Origin of the sequence: Rhodopseudomonas sp. BR0G17 (assembly GCF_010907025.1) — a bacterium.
Lineage (GTDB): Bacteria > Pseudomonadota > Alphaproteobacteria > Rhizobiales > Xanthobacteraceae > Rhodopseudomonas > Rhodopseudomonas palustris_H.
The window spans coordinates 1-7,347 of record NZ_QUML01000065.1 but is presented as its reverse complement, the minus strand read 5'-3'; the positions used below and the strand labels follow the sequence as shown (position 1 = coordinate 7,347).

General features: G+C 64.7%; 5 protein-coding genes. 1 reads left to right on the top strand and 4 read right to left on the bottom strand.

Going from position 1 to position 7,347, the window contains the following annotated elements; genetic code table 11:
* Positions 1–313: 313 nt before the first annotated feature.
* The 4 genes from DY467_RS24935 to DY467_RS24920 form a co-directional block, all read right to left on the bottom strand.
* Positions 314–1,078 (bottom strand): ABC transporter ATP-binding protein, encoded by a 765-nt coding sequence (locus DY467_RS24935; protein WP_107345969.1) that lies wholly within the window; start codon positions 1,076–1,078, stop codon positions 314–316.
* Positions 1,079–1,434: 356 nt separating this feature from the next.
* Positions 1,435–2,619 carry a substrate-binding domain-containing protein gene (locus DY467_RS24930; protein WP_107345968.1) on the bottom strand — a complete coding sequence of 395 codons (1,185 nt, stop codon included), beginning with the start codon at positions 2,617–2,619 and terminating at the stop codon, positions 1,435–1,437.
* Between the two features lie 81 nt (positions 2,620–2,700).
* Positions 2,701–3,969 carry a lytic murein transglycosylase gene (locus tag DY467_RS24925; protein WP_246701641.1) on the bottom strand — a complete coding sequence of 423 codons (1,269 nt, stop codon included), beginning with the start codon at positions 3,967–3,969 and terminating at the stop codon, positions 2,701–2,703.
* 351 nt (positions 3,970–4,320) lie between these two features.
* Positions 4,321–5,763: a helix-turn-helix domain-containing protein gene (locus DY467_RS24920; RefSeq protein WP_164639703.1), complete on the bottom strand. Its 1,443-nt coding sequence runs from the start codon at positions 5,761–5,763 to the stop codon at positions 4,321–4,323.
* Positions 5,764–5,976: 213 nt separating this feature from the next.
* Here DY467_RS24920 and DY467_RS24915 point away from each other — a divergent pair.
* The coding region (locus DY467_RS24915; protein WP_164639701.1) for an isocitrate lyase at positions 5,977–7,347 on the top strand (1,371 nt) is incomplete at its 3' end.

Here is a 7,347-nt window from a genome sequence, read left to right as displayed (position 1 = left end):
GCCCTCACCCCAACCCTCTCCCGCAAGCGGGAGAGGGAGCTCGCTGGCGCGTGGGGAGAGGGTGATAGCAACATCATCGATCGATCAGTCATGACGCTCGCGTTCAACTGCGGCGCCTCTGCTCCCCTCCCCCTTGCGGGGAGGGGTCGGGGGTGGGGGGCCACAACGGGACGCCATCCTTGTGGCGCCCTCACCCCAACCCTCTCCCGCAGGCGGGAGAGGGAGCTCGCTGGCGTGCGGGGAGGGGGCGTGACCAACACCGCAGAAGCTGGCGTCACCAACATCGAAGCATTCGATATTTTCATCATCACTCTCACGCCGCACTCTTGCCCGGTGCAATGCCCAGATACGCCTCTTGCACGATCGGCGAAGCGATCACCTCGGCGGGTTTGCCGTCGGCGACGAGCTTGCCGTGGTGGAGGACGATGATGCGGTCGGCGAGGGAGCGGACGACGTCCATCTTGTGTTCGACCAAGAGGATGATCTTGGACGGGTCGGTCTTCAGCCGCGCGATCAGGTCGAGCACCACCGGCACCTCGTCGACGCTCATGCCGGCGGTCGGTTCGTCGAACATGTAGACCTTGGGCTCCAGCGCCATCATCAGCGCGACTTCGAGCTTGCGCTGGTCGCCATGCGACAGCGCGGTGGCGGCGACATTGCGGCGGGCGCCCAGCGCAACGCTGTCGAGGATGGCGTCGGCCCGTTCGATCAGGTCGCGCCGCGTCCGCCACGGCCGCAGCATGTCGTAATGCGTGCCGCTGTGCGCCTGCACGGCGAGGCGAACATTCTCTTCGACCGACAGATTGGGAAACAGATTGGTGAGCTGGAACGCGCGGCCGAGCCCGGCGCGGGTGCGCAGCGGCGCGGTCATCTTGGTGATGTCGGCGCCGTTGAACAGGATGCGGCCGCCGCTCGGGCGGAGTTGCCCGGAGATCAGGTTGAAATACGTCGTCTTGCCGGCGCCGTTCGGCCCGACGATCGCGGTCAGCTCACCGGGGCGAAACGCGCAACTCACCGCGTCGACCGCGACATGGCCGCCGAACCGGATGGTGAGGGATTGGGTCTCGAGGGTGGTCATGGCAGCACCGTCACCGCAACGTCAGAGCATCATCGAAGGCGTAGTGGAGCATGAATGGTGCACAACGTCTCCCCAATCCCGTCGTCATCCTCCGCGAATGCGGAGGATCCAGTACGCTGCAGTTTCGGTTCATCACCGGCGCCCTGGGATACTGGGCCACCCGCATGCGCGGGTGGTGACGGTTTGTGAGTGAGGCAGGCGACGAGCCTCATCGCTAGAGTTCGTCATTCCGGGGCGCGAGCGCAGCTCGCGAACCCGGAATCTCGAGATTCAGGCCACCTGAAAAAGTGGCGCGGGACATGTCGGGATTCCGGGTTCGCGCTGACGCGCGCCCCGGAATGACTCCCGCCCGGCCATTACTTCTTATTCCGGATCGGGATGTCCATCTCCTCGATCTTCAATTCGCGCACCGGCTCCAGCACCGCCCAGGCGACGGCCGGGTCGACCTTGACCTTGAAGTGATACATGCTCTGCAGCGCCTGATGGTCTTCCTTGCGGAACATCATCTTGCCCTTGGGCGTGTCGAACTCCATGCCCTCCATCGCGGCGATCAGCTTCTCGGTGTCGGTCGACTTCGCCTTCTGCACGGCGGTAACCACCGCCATCGCGGCCGAGAAGCCACCGGCAGTGAAGAAGTCCGGCGGCGCGTTGAAGCGCTTCTGGTGCTCGGTCACCAGCCACTCGTTGATCGGGTTCTTCGGGATGTCGTAGTAGTAATAGGTCGCGCCTTCCATGCCGGGCAGGCGCTTATAGGCGGCGAGCGCCGGCAGAATGTTGCCGCCGGTCGACAGCTCGATGCCGTAGCGCTTCGGGTCCATGTCCTGCAGCTTGGTCAGCGGATCGCCGCCGCCGGCCCAGATCACCCAAATGATTTTCTTGCCCGGCTTGTCCTTCAGCGCATCGAACAGCCGCTGGCCGACCGCGGTGAAGTCGGTGGTGGTGGTCGGCACATATTCTTCGGCGGCGAGCGTGGCGCCGGTCTTGGCCAGCGCTTCCTTGAAGGCGGCGACGCCGTCGCGGCCGAACGCGTAGTCCTGCGCCAGGGTGGCGATGGTGACGCCCTGCTTGCCGATCGCGACCGCGTTGGAGATCGCGTCCTGCGACGAGTTGCGGCCGGTGCGGAAGATGTAGCGGTTCCACTTCTCGCCGGTGATCTGGTCGGCCACGGCGGGCTCGACGATCAGGATCTTCTTGTTCTCTTCGGCGACCGGCAGGTCGGCGAGCGCTGCGGCCGACGACGAGGTGCCGATCGCGATGTCGGCTCCGTCATCCTGATAGGCTTCGGCAAGAGCGGCTTTGGAGAGGTCCGGCTTGCTCTGATCGTCCTTGGTGATCACCACGATCTTGCGGCCGTCGAGCGTCATCGTGCCCTTGGTGGCGTATTCCAGCCCCATCATCAGGCCGGTTTCAGTCTGCTTGGCGTAGGCTTCGAGCGGGCCGGTCTTGCCGTAGATCAGCGCGATCTTGAGGTCATCGGCGGCATGGACCGCGGTGGTAGCCAGCGCGACAGCCGTGGCTGTCATAATCAACAGATGACGCACGTCGTTTCCTCCAGAGTGTTATTGCGTCGCACCCTAGAGCAAGTCGGCGGAATTTGAAAAGCCGCGGGACGGATTTTTCGGTTATTGCGGCAGCGGCGCGGCTGGGCGGGCGCGCTTAGCCCGCCGCGGCTCCGTCGGTTGCATCGGGTCTGCGGAAGCCGAAGGCGCCGGTGCGGCGCTGCCGCCCATCCGGGTGAGCAGTTCGGCGGTCGGCCAGGAATCCGCCGGCAGGCCGTACTTGATCTGCATCGCCTTCACCGCGCTGCGGGTCTGCTGACCGAGCACGCCGTCGACCTTGCCGACGTCGAAGCCGGCGCGCACCAGAAGCTGCTGCAGCTGTTTCATCTCGTTGAACGACAGCTGAGCGACAGCGGCGCGGGGCTTCTGCATCGGTCCCGCGCCGGCGATCCGGGTGGCGAGATAGGCCGCGGTGGTCGAATAGATCAGCGAGTTGTTCCACTCGGTGTAGGCGGCGAAGTTCGCGTAAGCGAGGAACGCCGGACCGTGACGCCCCATCGGCAGCAGCAGCGATGCCGGCAGTGCGTCGTTCGAGAGCGGCCGTCCGTCCGCCGCAGTCACGCCCCACTGCGTCCATTGCGAGCGCGGATGCTTCACGGTGAGATCCGCCTGATCCCACGGCAAGTTCTCCGGCACCCGCACCTCCTGCAGCCACGGCTCGCCGCGCCGCCACTTCAGCCCGGTGGCGATGTAGTTGGCGGTCGAGCCGATCACGTCGGGTGCGCTGTGCAGCAGGTCGCGGTGGCCGTCGCCGTCATAATCGACCGCGTAGTCGAAATAGTGCCGCGGCAGGAATTGCGTCTGGCCGAGCTCGCCGGCCCAGGAGCCGATCATCTCGCCCGGCGACAGGTCGCCGCGGTCGATGATCTTCAGCGCCGCGATGGTCTCGTCCTGGAACATCTCGGAGCGGCGGCAGTCATAGGCCAGCGACACCAGCGAGCGCAGCGTCGGCAGATTGCCCTGCACCGCGCCGAAGTCGCTCTCCAGCGCCCAGAACGCGGTGATCACCGCCGGCGGCACGCCATATTCCTTCTCGGCCCGCGCGAAGGCGTTCGCGTATTGCCTGATCAATTGCTGGCCTTTGACGCGGCGACCTTCGGAGGCCATCCGTCCGGCGAACACCGTGAAGATCTGCCCGAACACCCGCTGGCCGCGGTCGCGATTGACGATGCCCTGGTCGTACACGAGATACGGCGACGCCTCGGCGATCGCCCGCTGTGAAACGCCGGCCGCCACCGCCTTCTGCTTCAGCCCGGCGAGAAACTGATCGAAGCTCTGCCCGCCATGGCACGACGCGCCGCGCTGGGCGAGAGCGGGGGAAGAAAGCGACATTGTCATTACGAGCGTTGCTGCAGCGACCGCCGCAATCCCGGACCTTCGCAATTGTCTAACCGCCAAATCGAGCCGCAGCATCGCCACCTCACCAAGCGTCATCGCCGGGCTCGACCCGGCGATCCATCAAATCAGAAGAGCTGACTGTTGTTGGGATGGATTGCCGGGTCAAGCCCGGCAATGACGGCGGTGCGGGCCCTCGTCGGTGCGGCCAACGTCTCTCTCCGTCATTGCGAGGAGCGTAGCGACGAAGCAATCCAGCCCAGTGCTCGGAGCTGGATTGCTTCGCTTCGCTCGCAATGACGGGGAGAGTCGTGTCTGCAAAACGGGCGAACAACGAAAGAGCGCGGCTCACAACTCCCTTGCGTTACTAAACGCGAAGCTACTCGCCCGTCTCGTGTTCTCGTCCAGGATCAGCGTCCTTGTGATCGGCGGCTCCGCCCGTTGCGAGCAGTGTTCGCGTTCGCAGAGGCGGCAGTTGACGCCGATCGGGGTGCCTTCGGCTTTCTCCAAATCCATGCCGGCGGCGTAGATCAGCTTGGCGGCGTGGCGGATTTCGCAGCCCAAACCGATCGCGAAGCGCGGCTGCGGCTGCGGGTGCGGGGCGATCGGGCGGCGGACCATCTGGGCGATCGAGAAGTAGCGGCTGCCGTCGGGCAGTTCGATCACCTGCTTGAGCAGCCGGTCCGGCGTGTCGAAGGTCGAGTGTACGTTCCACAGCGGGCAGGTGCCGCCGAACTTCGAGAACGGGAAGGTGCCGGAGGAGAACCGCTTGGAGACGTTGCCGGCGTTGTCGACCCGCAGCATGAAGAACGGCACGCCGCGCGCGTTCGGCCGCTGCAGCGTGGTGAGGCGGTGGCAGACCTGTTCGAAGCCGGCGTTGAAACGCTGCGCCAGCACGTTGACGTCGTAGGAGAGTTGCTCGGCGGCGGCGTGGAACGCCGCATAGGGCATCATCACGGCGGCGGCGAAGTAGTTGCCGAGTGTGATCCGATACAGCCGCCGCGCCTGATCCTCGAGCCCGCCGGCGCGGTGCACGATCGCGTCTATGACGCCGCCGTGCTCGGTCAGCCCGGTCTGGAACGCGACCTGGAAGGCGCGGCCGGGGCCGTCGATCAGTTCGGAGATCAGCAATTGTCGGCGATGGCGGTCGAACCTTCGCAGCGTCTCGCGCATCACGTCGACCGGCATGATCCGGGTGGTGATCGAATGCCGCTCGCGCAGCCGGTCGGTCAGCGCGCCGAACATCTCCTGCGAGCCGATATTGAGCTCGTCGCGCACCGCTTCGGCGGCCTGCTCCAGCTCGGGGAAGTAGTTGCGGTTGGCCTCGATCAGGTCGCGGATCCGCTCGATCGGGTTGGCCTCGTAGCGGATCTGTTCGCGGTCGGCCATCTGGGCCGCCACCATGGTCTCGCCGCGGCGCGCCTCGGTGTAGGCGGCGTACAGCCGCTGCAGCGAATGGGTGACGCCGGGGCAAAGCTCGGCCAGGTCGCGCAACTCCTGCTTCGGCAGGTCGATCTGCCGGAACAGGGGATCGGAGAAGATCTCGTTGAGCTCGGCGAAGAACCGGTCCTCGTCGGCGGTGGCCAGGTCCCGGAGGTCGAGGTCGTAGGTCTCGGCCAGCCGCAGCAGGATCTGGGCGGTCACCGGGCGCTGGTTGCGCTCAATCAGGTTGACGTAGCTAGGAGAAATGCCCAAACCTTCGGCGATCTGGGTTTGCGACAGCCCGAGCTGCTGCCGAATGCGGCGGAAGCGGGGGCCCACGAACAGTTTTTTACCGGAATCGCCGGCCATTACAGGGTCCTTTCAGATTCCGCCCCAGATATCGCGTTTTACAAAATTTACAAAATAACAAATGTTACATGTACTGAAGTTACATGACATCACCATTCGTTCGCAAGAGGTCTGTACGTCTTCTGTCATCTCGCGTTTATCTCTCGGCACGTTTCAAGGCGCGATTGTCACGAATGTCGCGCTGCGAATTATTCGTACCGAAGGGATCATGTCATGAACTTCCAGCCACGCGGCATCAGCGCCATCCACGCTCCGAGCTCCTACAAGAGCGAGATCGAAGCGGCCGAAGCTCTCCTCAAGGACAAGCCGACCTGGAATGGCGTCACCGCCGAGGCCGTGGCTCGGATGCGCCTGCAGAACCGCTTCAAGACCGGTCTGGACATCGCCCGTTACACCGCGGCGCAGATGCGTGCCGACATGGCTGCGTATGACGCCGACCCGACCAAGTACACCCAGTCGCTGGGTTGCTGGCACGGCTTCATCGCGCAGCAGAAGCTGATCTCGATCAAGAAGCACAATGGCGGCAAGACCGATCGCCGTTACATCTACCTGTCGGGCTGGATGATCGCGGCGCTGCGCTCGGAGTTCGGCCCGCTGCCCGACCAGTCGATGCACGAGAAGACCTCGGTGCCGGCGCTGATCGAAGAGATCTACACCTTCCTGCGCCAGGCGGATTCGCGCGAGCTCAACGACCTGTTCCGCCAGCTCGACAAGGCCCGTGAGGCCGGCGACAAGGCCAAGGAAACCGCGATCATCGACCAGATCGACAACTTCCAGACCCACGTCGTGCCGATCATCGCCGACATCGACGCCGGCTTCGGCAACGCCGAGGCGACCTATCTGCTCGCCAAGAAGATGATCGAAGCGGGCGCCTGCGCGCTGCAGATCGAGAACCAGGTCTCGGACGAGAAGCAGTGCGGCCACCAGGACGGCAAGGTCACCGTGCCGCACGACGTGTTCATCGCCAAGGTCCGCGCGATCCGTCACGCGTTCCTCGAGATGGGCGTGGAAGACGGCATCATCGTCACCCGCACCGACTCGCTCGGCGCCGGCCTGACCCAGCAGATCGCTGTCAGCCACCAGCCGGGTGACATCGGCGACCAGTACAACAGCTTCCTGGATTGCGAAGAAGTCGATGCCAGCAAGATCGGCAACGGCGACGTGATCATCAGCCGCAACGGCAAGCTGCTGCGCCCGAAGCGTCTGCCGAGCAACCTGTACCAGTTCCGTCCGGGCACCGGCGCGGACCGCTGCGTGCTGGACTGCATCACCTCGCTGCAGAACGGCGCCGACCTGCTGTGGATCGAAACCGAGAAGCCGCATATCGAGCAGATCGCCTCGATGGTCGATCGGATCCGCGAAGTCGTGCCGAACGCCAAGCTGGCCTACAACAACTCGCCGTCGTTCAACTGGACGCTCAACTTCCGCTGGCAGGTCTATGATGCCTGGAAGGAAGAGGGCAAGGACGTCAGCAAGTATAACCGCGCCGAGCTGATGAAGGCCGAATACGACGAAACCCCGCTGGCGATCGAAGCCGACGCCCGCATCCGCACCTTCCAGGCGGATTCGGCCAAGCGCGCCGGC